Here is a 22133-nt window from a genome sequence, read left to right as displayed (position 1 = left end):
GCCAGGGCCACAGGTGCGGGCCCACGGCAGCCGCCGTGCCAACGCTGCCGCCGGGCAGGCCAGGCAACGTTGTCATCAGATTGTGGGCGCAGACACGGCCTGCGCCATGACAAACCAGGCGACGCGTGGGCTGGCTGCAACAGCCCCAAGGCCCGGCCAGCTCCCTTGCCCAGCGCAGCGGCTACAAGGCGGCAAGGGGGGCCGCTGGGGCCGTGGCCAGTGCCTCGTCCAGCACCTCCACCCAGTGCCGCACGGGCGTGCCGGTGCCGCTTTGCAGGTGGGTGATGCAGCCGATGTTGGCCGACAGAATCACATCGGGCGGCTGCTCGCCAAAGGCTTCGGCCAGCACGCCCAGTTTGCGGTCGCGCAGCTGGTGCGACAAATCAGGCTGCAGCACCGAATACGTGCCCGCCGAGCCACAGCACAGGTGCGATTCGTTGCGCGCCGTGCGCAGTTTGAAGCCCAGCTGGTTCAGGTGCGCCTCCACCCCGCCGCGCAGCTTTTGCCCGTGCTGCAGGGTGCAGGGTGGGTGGTAGGCGTACAGGGTGTCCGGTTGGCGCGTAGCGTCCACGCGGCCTTGCAGCTTGGTGGCCAGCTCGGGCAGCATGGCGGGCAGCAGTTCCGACAAATCGCGCGTGAGGGCGCTGATGCGCTCGGCCTTGGCGGCGTACTGCGCATCGTCCTTCAGGGTGTGGGCGTATTCCTTCACCGTCACGCCGCAGCCCGAGGCGTTCATCACGATGGCTTCCACCCCGCCCGCTCCGTCGGGGTCCACCAGCGGCCACCAGGCGTCGATGTTGGCGCGCATCTGGGCCTTGCCACCTTCCTGGTCGTTGAGGTGGAACTTGACCGCGCCGCAGCACCCGGCCTGGGCCACCACCACGGTTTGCACGCCCACAGCATCGAGCACGCGGGCGGTGGCGGTGTTGATGTTCGGCATCATGCTCGGCTGCACGCAGCCCGCCAGCATGATCACCTTGCGAGCATGTTCGCGCGCGGGCCAGGCACCAGCGCTGCGTGGTGTGGTCACTTTCTCCTTGAGCACCGTGGGCAAGGCACCGCGCAGGGCTTGGCCCACCTTCATGGCCGGGGCAAACAGGGGCGACGGCAGCCCCTCTTTCAGCGCCCAGCGCAGGGCTTTTTCGCCCACGGGGCGGGGCACTTTTTCGTCCACGATCTTGCGGCCAATGTCCACCAGGTGGCCGTATTGCACGCCGCTGGGGCAGGTGCTTTCGCAGTTGCGGCAGGTCAGGCAACGGTCCAGGTGGCGCTGCGTGGCGCGGGTGGGTACCGCGCCTTCCAGCACCTGCTTGATGAGGTAGATGCGCCCGCGCGGCCCGTCCAGCTCGTCACCCAGCAGCTGGTACGTGGGGCAGGTGGCGGTGCAAAAGCCGCAGTGCACGCATTTGCGCAAGATGGCTTCGGCCTCCAGGCCATCGGCGCGGGCGGCGTATTCGGGGGCGAGTTGGGTCTGCATGGTGCGTGCCTAGGGAAAGAGTCAACAACAGCGCGGGGGCATCCAGGCCCGCTCAGCGCGTTTCGTGCGGGCCGGGCCCATGGGCCGTGCCGTGGGGATGGGGGGGCGAGTGGGGGGGCAAATGGGCGGGGGATGGCAGCGCCGGAGGGCCGCTGCGCAACGCCTTGAGCAACTGCCGCAGGCGCACCCGGTCAGCCCACAGCGGCGGCAGCGACAGCGTGAGCAGCACCAGCGCCAGCGGCACCACAAAGATGAAGCCCACATGCTTGAACCCCGCCGCGCCCACCAGCCCGCCCATGAGGAACATGCCCATCAGCCCCGCCATCAGCCGCAGCCGCTCGCGGTTGGCGTGCACATGGCGATCGGGCGCGGTGCCGCTGCGGTTCCAGTACAGCATCTTGCCCATCTCGATGCCCAGGTCGGTCACCACGCCCGTCATGTGGGTGGTGCGGATCTGGGCCGACGACATCTTGGTGACCACCGCGTTCTGCAGCCCCATGAGGTAGGCCAGCAGCAGCACTGTGAGCGGCACCGAAAACGGCGTGCGCCAGCCCAGCGTGATGGCGCCCATGAGGCCAAACAGCAGCAACAGCACGGCTTCGAGCAGCAGCGGCAGCGCGTAGGTGCCGCGCAGGCGGTGGTGGCGCGCCCAGTTGACCATGATGGCCGTGCTGCCCGCACCGGAGAGGAAGGCCCACAGCGCCCCCACGGCCCCCAGCACCAGCTTCATGTTGCCCATCACAAGGTTGTCGGCCAGCGACGAGAGAAAGCCCGTCATGTGCGAGGTGTACATGTGCACCACCAAAAAGCCCCCCGCATTCACCGCCCCGGCGTTGAATGCCAGCAGCAGGCCCAGCACCCGGTTGGTGGTGACGGTGCGGTGGTGGCCCGTGAGGTGGCGCAGACGGCGCATGGCGGCCGCCCTACCAGTCAGCGGCCAGGCGGCCGGGGTTGAAGATGCCCGCAGGGTCAAACGCCTGCTTGAGGCGGGCATGGATCTGCGCCAGCGCAGCAGACTTTGGATCAAACTGGCCGCTAGCGCTTGAAGAATCAGCGCTAGCAGCTACAAAAACAGCAGCATTACCACCTGCCGCCTGGGCGGCGGCGCGCAGGGCCTCGCCCGCATGGGCTGGTGCCTGCACCCAGCGCAGCGCGCCGTGCCATTCCACCAGCGGTTGGGCGGCAGCGGGCAGCGTCAGCACCGGCGCGGTGGCGGGCAGCGACAGGCGCCACAGCGCGTGGCCGGGCTGCTGGGCGCGTGCGGCAAACCAGGGCAGGGTGTGGTCGCGGCAGGCGGCCCAGTCTGGCGCGGTGGCGGCGTTGTCCAGCCGCGTGCCGCCCATGGTTTTGCACGCAGCCTCCACCGCCGCCACTGCGCCGCGCAGGCGCACATACAGGGTGCCCACGCCCGCGTCCACCGCCGTGTCGTGTAGCCAGCAGCTGGCGTTCAGCGGCAGGGGCTGGCCGCCCCAGGCGTGCAGCTTGCGAAGGGCATCGGCCTGGTTGCATTCAAAGCGCAGCGTGGCCTCGGCCGGGGCCACGGGCAGCACCTTGAGGCTGACCTCCGTCAGCAGCCCCAGCGTGCCCCAGGCGCCCGCCATGAGACGCGAAACGTCGTACCCCGCCACGTTCTTCATGACCTGCCCGCCAAAGGTGAGCGCCTCGGCCCGCCCGTTGATGAGGCCCACGCCCAGCACATAGTCGCGCACCGCGCCCACGCTGGCCCGTGCGGGCCCTGACAAGCCCGCAGCCACCATGCCGCCCACGGTGGCACCAGGGGCAAAGTGCGGGGGTTCAAAGGGCAGGCACTGGCCTTGGTCGGCCAGCGCGGCCTCCAGCTCGGCCAGGGGGGTGCCTGCGCGGGCGGTCACCACCAGCTCGCTCGGCTCGTAGCTGGTGATGCCTGAGAGGACACGGGTATCAAGCACCTCGCCCTGCAGTGCGCGGCCATGGAAGTCTTTGCTGCCCCCACCCCGGATGCGCAAGGGGGTGTGGTCTGAGGCAGCGGCGCGCACGCGCTCGATCATCTGGGCAAGGGCTTGGTCCATGGCCTGCATCGTAGCGGGTGCGGCTTGGCAGGGGCGCCCCGCATGGCGTGAATTTTTTGAACAACGCCCGTGCAGGTTCTTTGCGCTGGCCACCCACCGGGCCAGGGACGCCACACCGGAGCGCCCATAAAAAAAGGGCCCACCGACAGGGTGGGCCCAACTCTTGAGGAGACTCTCGCTAGAAAACCTTGGGGCGGCGGCGGCACCACCAGATACCGCCACCGGTGGTCCCCCAATCAACGGTTGTAGGCCGTTTCGCCGTGGGACGTGATGTCCAGACCTTCGCGTTCGTCTTCTTCCGACACGCGCAGGCCCACCACTAGGTCCACCACCTTGAAGGCAATGAACGACACCACGCCAGACCAGACGATGGTCAGCAGCACGGCCTTGGTTTGTGTCCACACCTGGGCAGCGATGGAGTAATCGGCCGCAGTGACCATGGAGGCTGTGACCCAGTCGGCCACGTAGCCGGGGCCGCCCAGGGCGGGGGAGTTAAACACGCCGGTCAGCAGCGCACCCACGACACCACCCACACCGTGCACGCCGAACACGTCCAGCGAGTCGTCAGCGCCCAGCATCTTCTTGAGGCCATGCACACCCCACAGGCAGGCAAAGCCACCCACCAGGCCGATGACCAAGGCGCCGCCGATACCGACGTTGCCTGCAGCAGGCGTGACCGCCACCAGGCCAGCCACCGCACCGGAGGCAGCGCCCAGCATGGAAGCTTTGCCACGCATCAGCGCTTCACCCGTGCACCAGGCCAGCACCGCGGCAGCCGTCGCCACCAGCGTGTTGATGAAAGCCAGGGCGGCGAAGCCATTGGCTTCCAGGGCAGAGCCAGCGTTGAAGCCAAACCAGCCCACCCACAGCAGGGAAGCACCCACCATGGTCAGCGTCAGGCTGTGAGGGGCCATGGCTTCCTTGCCGTAGCCAATGCGCTTGCCCACCATGAAGGCGCCCACCAGGCCAGCAACCGCAGCGTTGATGTGCACCACCGTGCCACCGGCAAAGTCCAGCGCACCCCACTGCCAGATCTGGCCAGCCTTGCCATTCATGGCGTCCACCACGTCCTTGGCGGTGTAGGCGTCAGGGCCCATCCAGAACCAGACCATGTGAGCGATCGGCAGGTAGCTGAAGGTGAACCACAGCACCATGAACAGCAGCACGGCAGAGAACTTGATGCGCTCGGCAAAGGCACCCACGATCAGGGCGCAGGTGATGCCTGCAAACGTGGCCTGGAAGGCTGCGAACGAGATTTCAGGAATCACGACGCCCTTGCTGAACGTGGCGGCGTTGGCAAAGGTGCCCGCTGCGTTGTCCCAGATGCCCTTCATGAACAGGCGATCAAAGCCGCCGATGAAGGCACCACCTTCGGTGAAGGCCAGGCTGTAGCCATAGATGAACCACAGCACTGTGATGAGCGAGAACGTGACCATGATCTGCATGAGCACGGACAGCATGTTCTTGCTGCGCACCAGGCCGCCGTAGAACAGGGCCAGGCCGGGCAGCACCATCAGGATCACGAGGATGGTGGAGACCATCATCCAGGCGGTGTCGCCCTTGTTGGGCACGGGGGCTGCGGGTGCAGCGGCCTCGGCAGCAGGGGCAGCCGCAACGGCTGCAGCAGGTGCGGCTGCGGCGGCAGGAGCCGGAGCGGCTTCAGCGGGGGCTGCGGCCGGGGAGGTGGCGGCAGCGGGTTCGGCGGCAGGTGCCTGGGCCAGCGACAAGGTGCCGGCAGACAACAGGCTCAACCCCAGTACGAAAGAAGCAAGCAGTTTTTTCATGGCGTTTCTCTCTGTGTGATGCGGCGGGCCCTTACAGGGCTTCCTTGCCGGTTTCGCCCGTGCGGATGCGCACCACCTGCTCCAGGTGGGTCACGAAGATCTTGCCGTCACCGATCTTGCCGGTGCGGGCAGCGCCTTCGATGGCTTCGATCACGCGGTCCACCAGGTCGTCGGCCACAGCGGCTTCGATCTTGACCTTGGGGAGAAAGTCCACGACGTATTCAGCGCCACGGTACAGCTCGGTGTGGCCCTTTTGGCGCCCAAAGCCCTTGACCTCGGTCACCGTAATGCCTTGCACCCCCATGTCCGACAGGGCTTCACGCACCTCGTCGAGCTTGAAGGGTTTGATGATGGCTGTCACCATTTTCATGTTCATGTCCTCCGGCAACGGGCACGCGCGGTGCCCGCTGAGATTTACAGGGTTTTGGTAAGCGTGACGATCACGCGCGACTTGTTGACCGGACCAAAGACGTCCTTCTTGTTGGCACCCACCACCGCTGCGCCCAGCGACAGGCCGCTGCCAAAATCATAGGCTCCGCCGACGCTGTAGTCCATGTAGTTGGGCACGCCCGAGTCCTTGATGTCGCTGGCAAAGCGGGTGAAGCCCACCGATGCCTTCAGCGTGACCTTGGGCATCACTTCTTGAGAGAAGGCGAAGTTCAGGTAGCCTGTGTTGGTGCCTTTGCGGCCCGTGCCCAGCTTGTTGCCGGCGTAGCCGAAGTAGTCTTTGGAGATGGTGTGCGAGTACTTGGCGGTCAGCGGGCCGTAGGTGGCGGCGCCGTACAGCTCGGTGGTGTTGCCCAGCGAGTTGCCGGGGTAGGCATAGGTCAGCGCACCCACATCCAGATCGACCGCGCCGGCCTTGAATTTGTAGCCGCCGTAGAAATCCATCTCCAGCGAGTTGCTTGTGAGCCAATCCACGCTGGAATTCCAGTTACCCACGTAAAAGCCGGTTTCGCCAAAGGTATAGTCAAAACCACCTTGCAGCGCGGGCTTGACGGCCTTGACCTTGCTGGTGTCCTGGTCCTGGCCACGGAACTTGTAGTTGGTGGTCAGGCTGACATTGCCAGTGAGTTGCGCGCTGGCCAACACGGGCAGCGCAGCGACAAGGGCAACGCCCAGGGTCTTGATGGAAGTGCGAATCATGTTTCCTCCGGTTGGACAAAGTAGGGACAAGGGCTTTAAGCACGGACCGTGCCACCGCCTGCTGCATTCCAAAATTGAATGCACCGCAATGCGCGCTGATCGGCTGCGCAAAGCGGTGCAAGCTTTTTTTGACGATGCACCCGACTGGTGCAATCACAAGCCGTTACATCCCACCGCTTTAGCAAGTGCACCCATCTGGGGAGAAAGTTACATATGAGTCTTGCGTTGGTGCAAAGCCGCGCCCTTCTGGGGCTGCAGGCCCCCGCCGTCACCGTCGAGGTGCACCTGGCCAACGGCCTGCCCAGCTTCACGCTGGTGGGCCTGGCCGATGTGGAGGTGAAGGAAGCCCGCGAGCGCGTGCGCTCGGCTTTGCAAAATGCAGGGCTGGAGTTTCCGCACAACAAGCGAATTACCGTCAATTTGGCGCCCGCCGATTTGCCCAAGGTGACATCAAGACTGCAATTTGCGAAGTTATTGCTAAGTGCGAAGTCATGAAATTATTTGCGAGGAACGCATGTGGGAAAATTTGATGCCCTTTAGCGCGGACACTGTGTTGGCGCAGGTACGCATCTAGAAGCCTTGGCGAAAAAGTACAGACTTCCACTCCCCCTTCCACCTGGCCGATGGCGTGTCATTTGGTTTGGCAACCTTGCACAACTCCCCCAAGCGGCCAGCGCGCTGGGTATCCACACCTTTTTTGTGTCGTTGGACGTTGCCAAAGAAGAACGACGAATTGAGCGCGCGCTGATTTCACTGGCTCACATGCCGCTGCTGCACATAGGCGCAGAGATCGATGGCACAGACGGAACCATCTGGCCGGCCCATTCCTCACCAAAGCTGCGGCAACGCTCACTTGTGCTCGACCTGAGTACATCGAACACGGATCTGACCATACGTTCGTCACTTGAACCGCGAGAGTTGACGGCGTCACTCATGAACACACCGGAATACGACTCACACCTCATCAGAGTCAAGGCTACACAGCGCTCGCCTGAGGTCTTCATTCCATGCTCAACGCTGTTTCTGTTCTTTTGGGCGGTGTCGTCCCCCTTGGTTGATGCGGTGACCACGGAGAAGTTAATGCGCCCAGAGCGCTATCTGTACAACCCCAAAAACACAGACTTGGAATCCAATCCGGTACGTTTAGAGATCCGTCGTCAATGGAGCGATGATGAAGGCCCCTATCTGCTGACCCTACTCAAGGAACCAGGTGCGCTTAAGACCGGAGAGCGCGTATTTAAGCGGATAGCCGGCGCACGAATGCATGATCCCACCGGTTCGTTTCCTTTGGAGGTATGGCCACCATTTGCAAGAGTGCTCCCCATCACAGGTCTCTTTTCGCAGGTTGGAAATGCCTTACTTCTCACGCACATCATTTCCGCCGACCTAGAGGCAGACTGGACTGCCTTGGAACTGCATCGTGAGGGGGGACGGCGTCATCGCGCCTCGCCCCCGCCTATTGAGGATCCGGAAGGCCCACCTGAACCGCCGCGCGAGCCCCCCCCGCCAAAAGGCCCCACCATCGGCCCGGCACCTGACAACAATGAGGTGCAAGAGACGCCTAGTGGATATGGCGATGCCGCAGCAGACCTCCCAGCCATCGCAGCACTGAAGGAACGGTTTCCTGATCTATCCCGTCTCACTGTCGACAGGCCTTTTAACAATGATCAGTCAGAACAAAAGCCACGAAAACGTCGCCAACTCACACGTGGCCCTTGGAGCGGAATTAGTGGTGGGAAAGTCCCTGGAAAAACCGCCATCAAAGGCAAACTTGTAGGTGATAAAGCCAATGACCCAATCCCCGAATCCGCAGAGGAGGGCATTGAGGTCAAGACTCCGCTCGACGATCAGCTGATCAAGTTCGCAGACTTGCTTTCACGCCCATTAGAGAAGCTGGTCATTAATGGGGATGAGCTCACTGTTCAGTGGGATTTCTGGAATCCTTACAGAGGACTCGGTGGTGCTCGTGTACTTACCTTCTTCGAACTTCCAAAAACCATTGATGACGAAGTTCTCACTTGGCTCTACAGAGACCCGGATTGTCGGCAGACAAAGCGCGGTTTATGCATCCGGTTTATCACTCAGGACAGTTCCGGTCATTGCCAGACACGATACGTCCTAGACCTTGAACGACGGATACCGAGCCCTCGAGAGGGAACGCACAACGCGGGCCTAATCAAAAGCGGTTTGATGGTGGTTTGGTTCGATGAAGAGACAAGCGCGCTCGACACTTGTATCAATCTAGTCATTGTTTTGGCAGATGCGGCCAAATCCAGAAGTCCGGCCTTGCGCCAAAGGCCATTCGAAGGTGTGCACGTTGCCACCATTCGGCATAGTAATACGACCCATCAGATTCTTTCTAGCTCGCTCTTGGTGACTGACCAATGCAATCGTCCAAAACGAAGGCGCCAAAAGACTACCTCATGATCCGTTTAGGGCATGCGTTCGCATACGGGCGGCTCTGAGCAAGCAATGCGCGCGTCTGTCAGAAAAGGGGGGCAGCGCCTGATGAAGCAGGAGTTCCTGATCGTCGCAAAGCCTAAGCGTCGCCGGTGCGGGTCGTATCTGGGAGATGCGCATTCCGGCGATGGTGACCTCGTCAACCGTGACTTTACAGTGTCTACTCCCAATGAGAAATGGCTTACCGACATCTCGGAATTCCAGATCGCTGCCGGCAAGGTGTACCTGCCACCCATGATCAACTGCTTCGATGACCGGGTCGTCAGTTGGTCAATCGGCATACGGCCGGACGTTGACCTTGTGAACACGATACTGGATGCAGCTATCCAGACAATTCCCGGCAACAGTGACCTGCCCGTTGCGCATTCCGACCGCGGGGCCCACTACCGTTGGCCTGAATGGCTGCCGCACATCGCGGATGCCAAGCTGATTAGTTCGATGTCACGCAAGGGGAGCTCGCCTGACAACGCGGCATGGGAGTGCTTCTTCTGCCGGCTGAAAACGGAGATGTTCCACCCTCGCGACTGGCAGATGCGAGGATCGAGCAGTTCACCCAGACTCTAGACTCATACATCCGCCGGTAGAACGAGGAACGAATCAAGAAGTCCCTCAGCGCTCTCCGTCAGGTTGAATATCGCAGGAACCTTGGGCTCCTGGCATAACCAGTCCAAGAAATCCACCGCCCCCGGCTGTCAGTTTTCGGCCGGCGACAACAGAGCATTCGCAACGAGCGAATTCCATAGGGATTTCGCTTCCTGTTCTACGCCAATTTGTTTGGCATGCCCGCTCATCAATAAAACTTCAATACCAACCAATGCCATGTGGCAGGCATATTTTTCATTGCGTCTGGCCCAGCTTTTGAACATATCAAAGGCATGATGCGGATCATCGTTTCTGGCGATGAAGTCAGCCGCTGTATGGCGCAGCATCTGCTGCACATAGGTGGACTGGTGCTCATCGATTACCTGGACCAGCTCTCCTATTTGACTCGCAGAATATTTATCAATATCCGCAACGAAGGTTGTGAAGATTCTGTCAACGCCTGGTGCGGCAGTTGCATCGCGGTCAGAAAGAAGCCATTTGTAGACCTCCAACACTTCAGGCCCAATCGTCTGCTCCAGCAGTTGAGAGTCCTCGAATGCGTCGAGGGCTTGTTTCAGCTGCCGCTTGTTCCGCGACCCAACTGCATTGCGAATTTCTGTGAGGTGCTGTGCGGTATTCATGACGATGCGCACACCAAGACCAACGTGAATATGATCGCTCCCGTCACAGCTTCTGTCACAGCCTTGATTACCTGCTTGCAGCGATCTCCGCAAAATTCTTGACTGGGAGCTGGCGGCGGCGGCGGTTCGTCCTCGCACTCATCAGAGTAGCGGCGCTCGTATTTGCGAAGATTAGAATCGCGTTCGTTGATCAGTGTCCTGTGACCACGCCTTGAGGCACTCAATGACTCATTAGGACTGACGCGCTCTGGAAGGCCCTGTGGGTCTAATTCTAACTCAGACCATCGTTTGTCCAGATCATTATTGAGATTCTGAATCTTTCTGCGCAGTGCCGAGCAATGTGCGCTACTCGCAGGGAGTTTAGCCAGCCCTGCGGGGTCAATGAAGCTCAGCGGATTGCTATCCACATAGCTGTATCGATTCCAGCCCCCTCCGAGCCCAATCGGATCAGCTTGGATATACCTCCCCACCTGCGGCCTGTAATCCCTGAAGTAGTTCTGGTGCAGCCCACTCTCCCCATCAAAGTACTGCCCCGCAAACCGCAGGTTCATTGTGATGGCACTGCTAGTGTCTACCCTCGTGTCTCCAAACGCCTCGCTAATTGCCTTCCACGTTTGCGTGCCAGACTTGTCTGTCCCCAACACCGGGGTTTCCAGGTTGTCTGTGTGCAGGTAGTGGTAGGCTGTGGCGCTGCTGCTCAGACTGGCGTTTTGTGTGTTGGCTTGCCACAGGGGCGCTGTGCTCCAAAGGCTTCCGGCCTGCGGGCTCCATCCATAGGCTTTAGTGATAGCCCCTTGTTCATTCACTTCTGCCAGCAGGCTGCTTTCGCCGTAGACGTAGTAAGTGGTTAGGCTGATACCACGTTGGGTGGTGGTTTTGCTGATTCTGTGCCCAAACGGGTCGTAGCGGTAGCTGGCTTGTACGGAACCGGCGCTGCCGGTTTCTTCAAAACTCACCAGGCGCTCTGCTGCGTTGTACTGGTAGGTCTTGGTGCTTTGGCTGTTCGTTTCCTTTTGCGTGTGTCCCTGCGGGTTGTATTGCACTAGGGTGGCGAAAGTCTGGCCGTTTTGCTGGGCTGGGTATTGCGTCAGCTGGTTGTCTTGGTTGTAGCTCCACACGCCTGGCTGGTGGGCGCTGCTGGTGCGGTTGTGCACGATGTCGTAGCCATATTGCTCTTGCGGCAGGCCCAGGGTTTGCAGGGCTGTATCAGGCTTGGCTTCGGTGAGGCGGCCCAGGGAGTCGTAGCTGTAGCGGGTGACGCCCAGGTCGCTGGTGATCTGAGTGACGTGGCCTACTGGGTCGTACTGGTAGCTGCGACTCATCAGGGTTTGGTTGGCTGCGCCTTGCACGGTGATGCTGGCCGGGCGCTGTAGTGGGTCCAGCGTCTGGGTTTTGCTGGCTCCGGGGCTTTGGATTTTAGTGGGCTGCAGCCATTGGTAGTCACTGTAGGTGATGGCACTGCCGTTGGGCAGCTTGACTTGCGAGAGTTGCCCTTGCAGGTAGCTGTATTGGGTTTGGCTGCCATCGGGGTAGGTATGGCCCGCCAGTTGCCCATCTGGGTGGTAGCTTTGCCCCAGGGTGATGGCCGTGGGGTTGCTGCCTAGTTTAGTGCTGCGCTCAGTGATGCGGCCCAAGGCGTCTCTCTGGTAGCTGGCGGTACTGATGGTCTGGCCTTGGCCGTCTTGCTGGTCGTAAGCAATGAGTTGGTTGTTGGCGTTGTATTGGTAGGTGATGCGTTGATCCAGTGCGCTGCCGGCCAGCAGATGTTCTTCCGATGTGAGGTTGCCTGCTTTGTCGTATTGGTAGCGGCGGATGTTGCCGCCCGCGTCGGTGCGCAGGGTAAGTTGACCAGCTGGGTCGTATTGGTAGCGCGTGGTAGCTCCACCGGGGCGGGTTTCTTGCAGCAGTCGCCCTGCTTTATCGTAGTCAAAGCGGTGGGTATGGCCTTTGGCGTCGGTCACGTTCAGGAGCCTGCTGTGGGCATCCCATGTCTGCGTGGCGCTGCTGTTGAGGCTATCGGTGGTTTTGATGAGCCGACCCAACGCGTCGTAGGCATACAGCGTGGTGTGTCCTACAGGGCTGGTAGCGCTGATACGCTGGCCCAGTGCGTTGTACGCAAAATGCCAAGTGTGTGAAACTAGGTTGCCCGTCGAGGCACTCGAGGATTTACCGAGTAGTTTGGTGACTTGCGCGAATCTTCCTCGCTGGTCATAGCGGTATGACGTTTGGTAAGTGGGGTAGTCCACCGCGACCAGCAGCCCCACGTCAGGCGCTCCGTTGGCTCCGTACTTGTATTGGGTTATGTTGCCCGCTGTGTCAGTGGATTGGGTGACGCGACCAATCGGGTCATACACAGTTTTGACGACTGAGCCACTAGGTGTGGAAGCACTGGTTGCTCGCCCAAAACTGTCATAAGCCAGTTGCCATGAATGGCCTAGTGGATTTGTAACCTGAGTATTTAGTAGGCCTGCATTGTCATAGGTGCTCTGCCAAACCTCTCCTCCCATTGCAGTCTCACGTGTGACTTGGTTGGCACTGTTGAATTGATATTGCTCGGTATTACCGAGTGGATTTTGGACTGCTGTAAGCCGGCCAAGCTGGTCGTAACTGCGAGACCATGTGTTGCCCAGCGCATTGGTCAGGGTGGTAGGCCGCCCTTTGCTGTTGTAGGCGTAGCGGTCCACATTGCCTGTGGCATCGACCACTTCGACAAGGTTGCCCCAGTTGTCATACACATAGGTCTCTGTGACGGCATCTGCACCTTGCCCATCACCCGAGCCCCGTCGGTAGCTCAGCGTGTTGCCCCATTGGTCGTAGATGTAGAGATGGCTGCGCTGCTCGGGTTTGCCCAACGCATCGATCGCTTGCAGAAGGCTCCCCTTCGCGTCATACAGCCAAGTAGTGACGGTTCCCTCGGCGTTGGTGTAGCGCACTAAGCGTCCTTGGCTGTCGTACTGCCAAGACTCCTTGCTGCCATCTGGCTGGATGGTTTGCAGCGGACGGTAGTGGGTGTCGTAGTTGATGGTCGTTGTCAAACCGCGAGCATCTAGCGTGCGGTGCTGCGTGGTACTGTCCATCTGCCTCTGGGTTTGCACCTGTCCATCCACGACGTATTCCAGCAGCCAGCCTTCTTTGCTGTAACGGTACTGAGATGGTGTGCCGTCAGGGCGCTGTATGGACACCAAGTACTGCTGACTGACGCGGTTGAAATCAATGCGGTATACCCAACGAGCACCGTTTTCATCTTGATAGGTTGCGACCCTGGCGTTTCGCGGTTTGGGACTGCTGGTGCTACCACTGCTGGGCAGCGATTGGCCGGTAACGGCACCACCCGTGCCCGTGCCTGCAAATCCAGCGGTGTAGGGCATCTCGCCGGGTGCCGTTGCATACGTGATGTGCAAGCTGGCGCCTTCGGGATTGGTCCTTTGCGTGATTTGCTGGCGGCTGTCGTATTGATAGCGCCACACTTGGCCTTCACCGTCAGTCACCTGAGCCAGTACGCCGGGATCTTGCCACTGGTATTGCACGGAAGCTCCTGCAATGTCAGTGATGCGCGAGATACGACCCTGGGAGTCGTAGTCGAAGGTGTAGATGGTGCGATCCAGTGGATCTGTGAGGGCAATCAAGTTTCCGGCAGCGCTGCGCACAAAACCGATCTTGGCACCGTATGGATTGCTGTAGCTTTGAATCACTCCCGAGGAGTTGTAGTCGACGGTGTTGCCCAAGCGGTCGTACCACCGCCAACCCGTTGCGGTCTTTTGTATGAGGTTGTCGCTGTCGAAACGGTAAATGCTGCCTTGGGAGACTGTTCCGCCTTCGGCTATCCCCGCAGCTTGGCCTGCGGCTTGGCTGCCAGCCTGACTACCGGTGCGCTCATACATGCTGCCAGCGCGTTCGACAGCCAGCACTCCGCCCATGGGATCAGGCAACAAGCGAAGGTTCGCCCAAGCAGGATTGATGTACCACTGGCCTGCGACCCACGTGCGTTGTATGCGCACCAGACCAGCCAGAGTTTTCACACTGAGATCTACCTTGGTCTCCGTGTACTCCTGGTTGGGCTGCAAGATTTGCTGAGCCTGACCTGTGGAGGGCAACAGGAACAGCCACAACCCCAATGAAAGAAAGGCGACCAAGATACGGCTGCAACAACCTTCTTTGAATCTACCGATTACGGACTTCAATACAAACATGAATTCAACCCAACTGGTTAACGGCAACGGCCGAACGGACCATCTTTACTGTCTGGCTTTTGGTTGTTATCCAGATCGCTCGGTGGCGGCTCTGGGGCCGGATTTGGATTACCTGGCGACTTTGGTGGACTGGCTGGAGGATCGCCGTATGGGCCGTACGGACCATAGCCCGGCTTAAAGCCGCACCAGGCCCCGGTGCATCCACCGGGGCCTGGGCCTGGGCCTGGGCCTGGGCCTGGGCCTGGGCCTGGGCCAGGGCCAGGGCCAGGGCCAGGGCCACCGGGTCCGGGACCACCAGGGCCAGGGCCGCCGGGGCCAGGACCGCTACCAGGGCCAGCTCCTCCGCCAGCGCACCGACTGCAGCCCCCAGGCGGGCACTTGGTGATGAAAGTGAACAGTGATCCCCCTGCACCGCCAGAAGCACCACCACCCCAACCACCTGGTGGCACACCTCCGCTACCGTTCGAACCGGTACCGCCGCCACTTGGAGCGGTACAGCTGCCACCAAACAAGCGACTGATGTTCACGCAGAAGGACGCTGTGCCCGTATCCCCGGCGGCACAAGTGAATTTGAAATTCACACATGCACTGGCCCCGTAGCTACTGCAACTTGCGGCCTTGGCGACTGCGTCAGCTTTCTCCCGAGGCACTGCAGCGCTCTTTCCTGTGGTCAAGAGATTGCGAATGGCCTGCTGCACCTGAATGCTTGGGCTGTAACCCGTGGCAAGCGGCAACAACTTGGTGGTGTCATTGAGCACCACGCCGCTCTTGATAGGCGCAATCGCTGTTATCCGATAGGGAATGACCACGCGGGACTTCGCGGCCAGCTCTTTGGGCATCTCGCCAAAGAACTCATAGCGGTAGTTTTGGTCTGTCTTGGGCAACGTGAATTGCAAGTCGTCTGCACGCACCAATCCATAGTTGCTCACAGTAATCTCGCCTGTGATTTCCTCGCCCACCTGCATGTCTGGAAGATTGATGCTGGCGGGTTCCATCAGAACAACTGGCGCCGGAACCTGAGTTTGGTACGTTGCCTCCAAGGTGATGTGGTACTCGTCCTTTATGGTGGTTTCCGTCACGCTGAACTCAACACTGATCAACTGGCTGTCCAAGAAGACGCGCTCACTTGCGGTCAACCCTGCACGCACTTGCACGCGGCCACCTGCATCTGTGTGACCGGGCGCACTGACGCGCCAGCGGTAGTTGCCCGGAGCCAAGCTGGTCGCCTCTGCAATCCCTTGATCGTTGCTGGTAAGGCTGCGGATATCCGCCGTCAATGCTTCGTTTTGAAGCTTGATCGTGGCGCCTGCCAAACCGGGGATCAACTGGCCGTTCTTGTCCAAGGTGTTGGTGTAGATGTCCACCAGTTTGAAACGCACACCACCTTCACCACTTTGGGCCACAGCAATCGTGACGGGGACTTTGCCACCGGCATCGTTCTCGGCATTGATGCGCAGCTCGTATTGGTAGTAGCCGTCGCTGATCTCTGCGCCTGGACTGGCGACGATTTGCAAGCTGGTGGATTGCCCGATATCGAGGTTTCCGATATCGGAACTGCTCGCCAAACGAACCCAGTTGGGCGGGGTACCACCGGTCGGTGTGAGCAAGCTCGCCTTCACGGCCTGTGCGGCAGCCAACCCTTTATTGGTGACAGTCACGACACCACTGGCGGATTCCCCTTGCTTCACACCGATTTCCACCAAACTTGGCGAAGGGCTCAAGCCCGGGGTCGCTTCATGGAGCTGATAGTCCAAGCGCAGCTCAGCGCGCGGCGTGGTGCCACTCTCTTGTGCGAATGCCTTGAGGATGATCGTGCCCGTGGCACCTGCGGCCTCACTCCCCTTCAGCGTCAATGTCATTGGCACGGCGGTGCCTGCGGCTACATCGATTGGCTGACCGAGGTCGAGTGTGATGCCAGGGGGCAAGCTGCCCGAAGGCTGGTCAGCGGCTTGAGCGACCCACCGCACGGCCTTTGCCCCCGTGCCTGCACTGGCTCTCACCTGCAACTGCACTGGGGTCGCCTGACCGCGTATGGCATTGAGCTTGTACTGGCTGTAGTTGAAACTCAGACGGTTGATCGTGAATTGCCCAGCCGCTGGCCTGGACGCGTAGGTGCTGTCGTCGGGGTGGACAACGTAGACCGAATAGGTTCCAGCATCATTGGACTGTGGCACAAAGCTGTAGCTGAATTGCCCCGCTGCATCACTGACCAATGTGATCCGACGCTCGAAGCCTTGCACACGCAAAACCAGCTTGAGCGAGGCGTTGGGTACAGACTGCGCGGAACTGTCTGTGGTCGCAACCTGTCCAGTGATGATGATCGGCTGCTCGCCAAAGGACAGTGCGGGCGTGACATTGAGAGCACGAGTGCCGTAGGGCATGACCGGAGCAGGAGGTGGTGGTGGCACTTGCTGCACTTGCACGACGCGCTGAGTCTGCGCCGACTTTCCGGAAACGCTCGTAGCAGTCGCCGTCAGCGTGTAGTTGCCGTCAGGCAGAGCGCCCGTGTTCCACTCCATCGACCAAGGCGGCGAAGTGAGAGTCCCGAGCACCACTGGGCCTGCAGCGGTATCCGCTTGAATCTGTACTTGGGAGATTCCACTGGCATCAATTGCACTGACCTGGACGTTAACCATGCCCCTCACGATGGCTTGATCGCTTGGGCTCAAAAATGTCACCGTCGGTGGAGGCTGCACGTATGACACAGCAACCGCCGCACTGAACGGACCATCGCCACGCGCATTGATCGCCCGGGCCTGGAGCGAATGGGTACCTTCCGCTGGAAGCTGAACGCTACCGGCAAAGTTGCCAGTGCTATCTGCGGCGTAAAGCTGTCCAATCACTTGCCCATTCAGGGTCACCTGTACATTCGACCAAGGCTCCGCCGTCCCGGCAAAACTCAGGAAGGACGATGTAACCGTCGCGCCATTCAGAGGACTCGTAATGGCTGCAGCACCGGGGCGTTGCATATCCAAAGTGAAAGGCACATTGATGGTCGTGATACCACCCTCGGGATCACGTGCGATGGCCGCGATCGTGTGCGCGCCATTGCTGAGGTTTTCAAATCGCACGACACCACGAGCTTCCACCGGGCTTGCTTCGGTGCTTGGCGCGGGTGAGGCACCATAGCTACCACTGGCAACCGGCGCTCCGTCAACGTAAGCTTCCAGTTGTGTAACGCCCTTGGCACTGTATGCGCTGAGTACGAGCTCTCCTGCGTTGCGCAGCGTAGCGCCCGCAGACAAGGCTTGCCCCGCAAAACTGAGCGTCATCGTTGGGCCGGGTTTGCCTGTGGGGTCCAGCGTAAGGTAAGGCTGGTACGCCACGCCTGAGCTGACCCTGCTACCCTGCCCGGACGGGTTACCGGCACTGTCTCTAGGGCCCGTAGGATGTCCCCACCAGTTGTTCGCGGCCTGCACCACGGACTGTGGTGAGTCATTCAACACACCGTACGACGTGTTTTCTGCAAGACTGCTTTGGGTAATCGTTGGCGTTGCCATCAAGCTCGAACGCAGACCGATTCCATTGCCGACGATCCGACTCGATTGGATTTGAGGGGAGCCTTGTCCCGTCACCCAAAGGCCTACCGGGCTTCGCTCTAGGCGCAGATCAGAAAAGACAAAGGAGCCGCCTTTCAGATTCAGCGCCGCACCGGCATTGGCCAATGCTGGGGGAACATTTTGAGTCCCACCCGCATACCGCAAGGTGAGTCCGTTGATGCTGATGTTCGCGGGCTTCACCTCGTCAGACAGAAAGACTCCCAGCCAATCAGCGGCTGCGGGTGTGCTGCTGGAATTGCTACGAACCGGAGTGCCCGCCATCGAGTCATACTCGCTGGTGAAAACCACGCCTGAACCGGTTCGCAGTTGACCTCGGACCCAAAGCCCGGAGCCAGGCTTGTCTGCACTGGCGCCCGCGCCAAACTTGACCACGACTCCATCAGCAACAGTCAGTTGAGCATCTGCCGCGGCGGCGGTCTGAGCCAGGCCCAGTGCCAACCACAGACTCACAAAAGCCAGCATGCATCGACGAACGAGAGGCATGCCCAGCGCGCCCATGTACTTGGTCATAACCATCATTGAAAACATGTTGTTCGACCTCATCACGGCTGCACCTCAAAGCGCTTCGTATGGGCTGGCACGCCAGGCACATTAACCGTAAGCAGCGCAGCACCGGCAGAAATGAAGTTCATTTCAAGAGAGAGACACTCCTGCTTCGCTGGCCAGACATCGATTGGCGTCACACGTGCCACAGCTGGGTTGGAGGTAGACATCTGGATGTTCATGTCCGTCAGGGAGTAACTGCGCACGCCCCACGCAGGTTCAGACAAGCAGACCTCATAGGTACGGCTTTCACCTACTTTCACGTCAACTTCCGGTGTTTGCCAGTCACGGCTATCGAAGGACAGGCTGGGAGGAACCACCCTTATGGATCTACTTCCAACGTCGGGATAGACATCAGGCAATGCCGGGACAGTGGCTTCCAGATTTACCCGTCCTGGACTCAGACCCGTAACCTCAAAGTACGCATATTCCTCGTCGGGCTTAACATCCACAGGCGATGCAGCACTGCACGCCGATGCGTTGGAGCACCGGATATCCACACGTATCGGCTGCGAAGGCGACTGCGGAAGTCCCCGGTACGTTGCATACACACCAAACTTGGCAGTGAATCCCTGCACAACGGTCATATCTGAGCAATCGCCACAAACTGCCCTCATCTCAATCTGGTCATCAGCCAAAACGGTAATTGGCTCAGTTCGGCTATTCATGCCATTGGCCATGCTCAAACCAATGCGATAGCTGCCACGTCGACTGGCCTCGCTCACGTACAGGGTGTCAGTACATGTTGATCCGGGCTCTATACGCGCTTGGGTGACAGGTGCTCCGCCCTCCGGTTGGTCATAGATTGCGCTGACCAACCCAGCAGGCACTTGATCAGGCAAGCTCAGATCCATCACCCAGGCGGAACCGCTCAGAACTTGACGGTTGTAAGAATAAGAAATGACATCAGGGATGGACAAGCAGATATTGAAGCCCTGACGAACGCCCACATACCGCTCAGACGACGCACTCCAGGCCAGCTCTGGCTTCACGACATTCACATCGGCGATTGCAGACGCTGCGTGCTCGGCCGATGCATGCAACTTGGTCGCGCCAACGGCATTCCCAGCAATGGATACGCCTACTACCTGTTGCCAAGGAGGAATATAGACACTCTGAGTGGAACAGATCGAGGCGTCTTCACAAGTGAGGTTGATATACAAACCCACACCGTATCCGTGGTAGCTGAAGGGGTCGATTTTTCGGCCTACACGGACCTGCCCTACCAAACCCTCACCAATCACAAATTTCTGATTTTCAGTATTCGCCTCAATGAATAGCTCGGTGGGTTTGACCACTTGGATGTCGTTTGGCCCTGAAGTAAATCCAGCACCACTCAGTTGCAATCGAGCATTACCGGGGGCAATAGCTTGAATTTGGAATGAAGGCGTCGTTTCTGGATACAGGTTCTCTCCACTCACAGAGGCCTCGTTGACAATCACTTTCAGTACAGAAGGAGCGGAGCTATCCATCTGCGCTTTCAGTCCACCCTTTGGCCCTGGTGGAACCACTTGCCTGACAGAAATTTCAAGCTGCTCCCCCACCAGCATGCGACTCGGAGCAAGGAATTCAACATAGAGGTCAGAAACGAATTCCAGATCGACCGAACCCTCGCGAATGGCATACCCAGCTACGGCCTGTGCGCTCACAGTGGCCGTTGTCCCGGAGGCACCGCCCTGAACCACGAAAGCACCACGGCTCTCGCCCTCGGCAATCGCAACGCTTGCTGGATGCTGCACCGCACCCACAGGGGTACTGGACAACGGTACTGTTAGCCCACCGCTAGGCGCAGGTTTGGATAGATCAACGTACAGCGTGTATGGAGAGCCTGCCAGCATTTGATTGTGACTAGGCCACACGCTCAAATTGATGGTCGGAATATCGGCTACTTCTACTTTCACCCCGGCAGTACCCAACTCAGGATGAGAGACAGAGATAGAAGCAGTGCCAAACTGATACATCGACGAAACGCTGAAGTCGACCTCAGTTACCCCCTCTGGGACACTTAGTATGGCGTAACTACGCACGACATCAGGAGCGGATGAGGTGATCAACAGATCCCTCCCGCCCTGAGGAGCCGGTTGCATCAGCTTCAAGCGCAATGGCACATTCGAGTTGCGCGGCACTTTGACTTCGGCTGGCTCAATCAGCATCTGCGCAAGACCGACCTCCACCAGACCTTGCTCAACAAAATAAGGAATGCCTGCCAATGCCCAGCTGACTTGCCCAGTGATCACGCCCGCAGGCACTAGCACGGCATTGATCAGGTTTCCCTCCGCTGTAATTCCCTTGCCAACAGGCGACGATTCCAGATCTATTCGGACAGCGGGTCCATTGTTGAATCGCAGCGAAACACGGTTCAACGTAGGAGAAGATTTTTCGACAACGAGACCGCTGCCGTACTCGACACGTACATAGTCCCATTGGGTTTGCTCGTTTCGGGTTCCTTCGGTGAAACGCCACACCCCCCAGTCGCCAGGGGCTGGCGATGACTTGGCGGAAGTAATGACGATCGGCTGATCTTGGGTGCCCACGGCACGCACAGCCCCGCGCATGACTGTGAAGCTGGACGACGGCTCCATGCGAATTTGCACGCCAGGATCTACAGTCAACGTAGCGTCCTGATCCAGCGTCACATTGCCTTGCACCGTGACGGGAGACTGCGCCGCAGTCCAGCGAGTGTTCGTTGCAATAGAGCCAGAGACTGTTAATGCCCAGGCGGATTGGGATGTGCAAACACCCAACACCAGTCCCACGAAGGTTGCTGCGGTGCTTCTCACCACGCTCAACCGCCGCTGGTTTGTAGCGTCCTTGAGGACTTGCATGAATGAACCGATAGATCGCATGAAAAATCCCAAATGCTCAAGAACCACACGAGCGAGGCAAAGGACGCCCGGCATGGGCCGCCGACTGCTGCTGCTGTTGCAGATATGCGTTGTAAGAATCCCAACCGCCAGAGAGCCAGGCCAGAGCTCTTGCGCCGGGCTTGTACGGGGCTTGCTGCAGTCGCGCTAACAACGATTGCCCGCTGGCCTGGTTCTGCGTGATCAGCAACCATTGCTGGTGTGATCCCAGCGGCCTTGCAAGCTCTGCATCGTTCAGCGCTTGCACAAGTGCTGCGTCATCCACCGACGACGGTAAATTGACTTCTGGTTTTCCTACAAGGCTCTGTACTTGCTCTGGACGCAGACCAATGCCGATCAACCGCCACTGGCCATCCAGTGCACCGAGCCAAGCTTCTTGCGGCGTCACCATGTCCACGGACTGGATTCGCGCCCAACTTCGCGCACCGCCGAGCAAAACCTGCACTTTGGAGAAACCTTGCTTGCGCAGCGTCAGACATGCAGTTGTCAAAGCACGCAAATCAACCCCTGTTCCTACCAAAGTCAGAGGCTGGTCACGCAAATAACGGCGGTCCGCCACCGACGGCAGCGGCAGAGCAACAGCGCCAGGCAGAGGGGCCACAGCAGCCTCCCTCACATCGAGAGCCATTCCCCCAGCACGCCGAGCCTCCACGACGTCGACCCAACACTGCGTTTCTTGCGTCGAATACGAAAGTGCTTCGGTATGGCCAAATTCAGGCACCGTGGGCTGGGGGTAGTCCACGCGCAGGCATGCAGGAACCTCCGGCTCCTGCGCCCACGCGGGCAAAACAGTCGCAGACAGAACGACCATGCACCCCACCACAAGCGGGCGCAAAAA

The 22133-nt window shown here is 59.8% G+C and carries 12 protein-coding genes and 2 pseudogenes; 3 read left to right on the top strand and 11 right to left on the bottom strand.

Annotated features, from left to right (window positions below; all coding sequences use genetic code 11):
- Positions 1-181 precede the first annotated feature (181 nt).
- From glcF to CLU88_RS16270, 6 genes are all read right to left on the bottom strand, one after another.
- Positions 182-1477, bottom strand: a complete 1296-nt coding sequence (gene glcF, locus CLU88_RS16295) for a glycolate oxidase subunit GlcF (protein ID WP_099657485.1) — start codon at positions 1475-1477, stop codon at positions 182-184.
- Positions 1478-1529: 52 nt separating this feature from the next.
- Entirely contained in the window at positions 1530-2390 is an 861-nt protein-coding gene (locus CLU88_RS16290) for a YoaK family protein (RefSeq protein ID WP_099657484.1), read from the bottom strand.
- Between the two features lie 10 nt (positions 2391-2400).
- The gene (gene glcE, locus CLU88_RS16285) at positions 2401-3534 is read right to left on the bottom strand and encodes a glycolate oxidase subunit GlcE (RefSeq protein ID WP_099657483.1); all 1134 of its coding nucleotides are present in this window, start codon (positions 3532-3534) and stop codon (positions 2401-2403) included.
- Positions 3535-3761: 227 nt separating this feature from the next.
- Positions 3762-5309, bottom strand: a complete 1548-nt coding sequence (gene amt, locus CLU88_RS16280; protein WP_099657482.1) for an ammonium transporter — start codon at positions 5307-5309, stop codon at positions 3762-3764.
- 31 nt (positions 5310-5340) lie between these two features.
- Entirely contained in the window at positions 5341-5679 is a 339-nt protein-coding gene (glnK, locus tag CLU88_RS16275) for a P-II family nitrogen regulator (protein ID WP_099658948.1), read from the bottom strand.
- Between the two features lie 44 nt (positions 5680-5723).
- Positions 5724-6455, bottom strand: coding sequence for a TorF family putative porin (locus tag CLU88_RS16270; RefSeq protein WP_099657481.1), 732 nt, complete (start codon positions 6453-6455; stop codon positions 5724-5726).
- Positions 6456-6668: 213 nt separating this feature from the next.
- Between CLU88_RS16270 and CLU88_RS16265 the strand changes: the two are divergent.
- The 3 genes and pseudogenes from CLU88_RS16265 to CLU88_RS16260 form a co-directional block, all read left to right on the top strand.
- Positions 6669-6911 (top strand): annotated as a pseudogene (locus CLU88_RS16265) (magnesium chelatase domain-containing protein); the annotation flags it as partial.
- A 243-nt stretch (positions 6912-7154) separates the two neighbouring features.
- Positions 7155-8882: a hypothetical protein gene (locus tag CLU88_RS22855; protein WP_143226034.1), complete on the top strand. Its 1728-nt coding sequence runs from the start codon at positions 7155-7157 to the stop codon at positions 8880-8882.
- Positions 8883-8901: 19 nt separating this feature from the next.
- Positions 8902-9577, top strand: a pseudogene (locus tag CLU88_RS16260) (IS3 family transposase); the annotation flags it as partial.
- 30 nt (positions 9578-9607) lie between these two features.
- Here the strand turns inward: CLU88_RS16260 and CLU88_RS16255 are convergent.
- From CLU88_RS16255 to CLU88_RS16240, 5 genes are all read right to left on the bottom strand, one after another.
- Positions 9608-10138 (bottom strand): hypothetical protein, encoded by a 531-nt coding sequence (locus CLU88_RS16255; protein ID WP_099657480.1) that lies wholly within the window; start codon positions 10136-10138, stop codon positions 9608-9610.
- A complete protein-coding gene (locus tag CLU88_RS16250) occupies positions 10135-14271 on the bottom strand; it encodes an RHS repeat-associated core domain-containing protein (RefSeq protein ID WP_158235616.1) in 4137 nt (1378 codons plus the stop codon). Before CLU88_RS16250 ends, CLU88_RS16255 begins: the two co-directional genes overlap by 4 nt.
- Before the next feature lie 74 nt (positions 14272-14345).
- Positions 14346-18398 (bottom strand): Ig-like domain-containing protein, encoded by a 4053-nt coding sequence (locus tag CLU88_RS23460; protein ID WP_143226033.1) that lies wholly within the window; start codon positions 18396-18398, stop codon positions 14346-14348.
- Positions 18399-18430: 32 nt separating this feature from the next.
- Positions 18431-21256, bottom strand: coding sequence for a hypothetical protein (locus tag CLU88_RS22845; protein WP_143226032.1), 2826 nt, complete (start codon positions 21254-21256; stop codon positions 18431-18433).
- Positions 21257-21293: 37 nt separating this feature from the next.
- Positions 21294-22106 (bottom strand): rhodanese-like domain-containing protein, encoded by an 813-nt coding sequence (locus tag CLU88_RS16240; RefSeq protein ID WP_143226031.1) that lies wholly within the window; start codon positions 22104-22106, stop codon positions 21294-21296.
- Positions 22107-22133: the final 27 nt, after the last annotated feature.

The organism is Acidovorax sp. 56, from assembly GCF_002749705.1.
Classification (GTDB): Bacteria; Pseudomonadota; Gammaproteobacteria; order Burkholderiales; family Burkholderiaceae_C; genus Acidovorax.
The sequence above is the reverse complement of the archived record's forward strand: the minus strand, read 5'-3'. Positions and strand labels throughout refer to the sequence as shown.

Excerpts from the sequence above, each read along its gene's own strand:
- CLU88_RS16240 (WP_143226031.1), bottom strand. The coding sequence starts at position 22,106 with ATGGTCGTTCTGTCTGCGACTGTTTTGCCCGCGTGGGCGCAGGAGCCG.
- CLU88_RS16255 (WP_099657480.1), bottom strand. The coding sequence starts at position 10,138 with ATGAATACCGCACAGCACCTCACAGAAATTCGCAATGCAGTTGGGTCG.
- glnK (WP_099658948.1), bottom strand. The coding sequence starts at position 5,679 with ATGAAAATGGTGACAGCCATCATCAAACCCTTCAAGCTCGACGAGGTG.
- glcE (WP_099657483.1), bottom strand. The coding sequence starts at position 3,534 with ATGCAGGCCATGGACCAAGCCCTTGCCCAGATGATCGAGCGCGTGCGC.
- CLU88_RS23460 (WP_143226033.1), bottom strand. The coding sequence starts at position 18,398 with ATGACCAAGTACATGGGCGCGCTGGGCATGCCTCTCGTTCGTCGATGC.
- glcF (WP_099657485.1), bottom strand. The coding sequence starts at position 1,477 with ATGCAGACCCAACTCGCCCCCGAATACGCCGCCCGCGCCGATGGCCTG.
- CLU88_RS16290 (WP_099657484.1), bottom strand. The coding sequence starts at position 2,390 with ATGCGCCGTCTGCGCCACCTCACGGGCCACCACCGCACCGTCACCACC.
- CLU88_RS22845 (WP_143226032.1), bottom strand. The coding sequence starts at position 21,256 with ATGCAAGTCCTCAAGGACGCTACAAACCAGCGGCGGTTGAGCGTGGTG.
- CLU88_RS16270 (WP_099657481.1), bottom strand. The coding sequence starts at position 6,455 with ATGATTCGCACTTCCATCAAGACCCTGGGCGTTGCCCTTGTCGCTGCG.
- amt (WP_099657482.1), bottom strand. The coding sequence starts at position 5,309 with ATGAAAAAACTGCTTGCTTCTTTCGTACTGGGGTTGAGCCTGTTGTCT.